The organism is Enterobacter cloacae complex sp. GF14B, assembly GCF_004136805.1.
GTDB classification, from domain to species: Bacteria; Pseudomonadota; Gammaproteobacteria; order Enterobacterales; family Enterobacteriaceae; genus Enterobacter; species Enterobacter hormaechei_C.
Window position 1 is genome coordinate 1 of record NZ_QFRV01000396.1, and the last position, 862, is coordinate 862.

An 862-nucleotide genomic window follows, 5' to 3' on the forward strand; every position below is an offset into this window, starting at 1 on the left:
CGAATGTCAATCTGACGGTTGTTCCCGCGCTGGCCGCTGGTGGAGTTGCCGGTCAGGTTAACGCCCGGCATGGTGCGGATGATTTCCGCCACGTCGCGCGCTGGCGGGTTTTTGCGGATCTCATCGGCGGTGATGGTCGACACGCCCGGCGCCTGCAAATTCTGCTCGGCGGCAGTGATCACCATGGTGTCTTCGTGCTGCGCGGAGGCGGTGTTGTCGTCTGCCATGGCGGGCAGCGCGACACCATAAATCCCTAAATTGACCAGCAAGGCCAGAGAGTGAATCTTCTTATTCATTGTACGTCCCGCTTTTATGGTTATTTAATGAGCGCGCTTCCCACAGCGCGGGCATTACGCTATTGCAAATGCAAATAGTTATCAATAATATTATCAATAAAATTTGCTCTGAAACAAAAAAGACTGTTAAACATGGGGTTATAAGGGTGACGGTGTTAACAACCGGAAGTGAAGCGTGGTGGCAGGCGAAAAACGGGCCGGAACGGGAACGTCATCAGGAAAACTATCGCGTGACATTCTGGTGGCGGGACCCGGCGGGAACGCAGAAAACCTCGACGGTGAAACGCGTCTGGCTCTACGTCACCGGCGTGACCGATCACCATCAAAATGCCCGTCCGCAATCCCTTGAACGTGTCCCGGATACCGACGTCTGGCAGTGGCAGGGCGAGTTCAGCCCCGAATGGCGCGGCAGCTACTGTTTTATCCCCTCCGATAACGAAAACGATTTTGCCGATGCAGTGTTTGAAGGCGAGCAGCCGGACCGCATGGCGCTGCGCGAAGGCTGGCGTAAACTGTTGCCGCACGCGGTGTCCGACCCGCTGAATCCGCAAAGCTGGCGCGGCGGG

Annotated in this window: 2 protein-coding genes; one reads left to right on the forward strand and one right to left on the reverse strand. The window is 56.6% G+C overall.

Annotated elements, in window-relative coordinates:
• The coding region (locus tag DD606_RS25780) for a TonB-dependent receptor plug domain-containing protein (protein WP_176691532.1) at positions 1-296 on the reverse strand (296 nt) is incomplete at its 3' end.
• 146 nt (positions 297-442) lie between these two features.
• Here DD606_RS25780 and DD606_RS25785 point away from each other — a divergent pair.
• Positions 443-862: enterochelin esterase domain-containing protein (locus DD606_RS25785; RefSeq protein WP_129259566.1), on the forward strand; the 420-nt coding region annotated here is incomplete at its 3' end.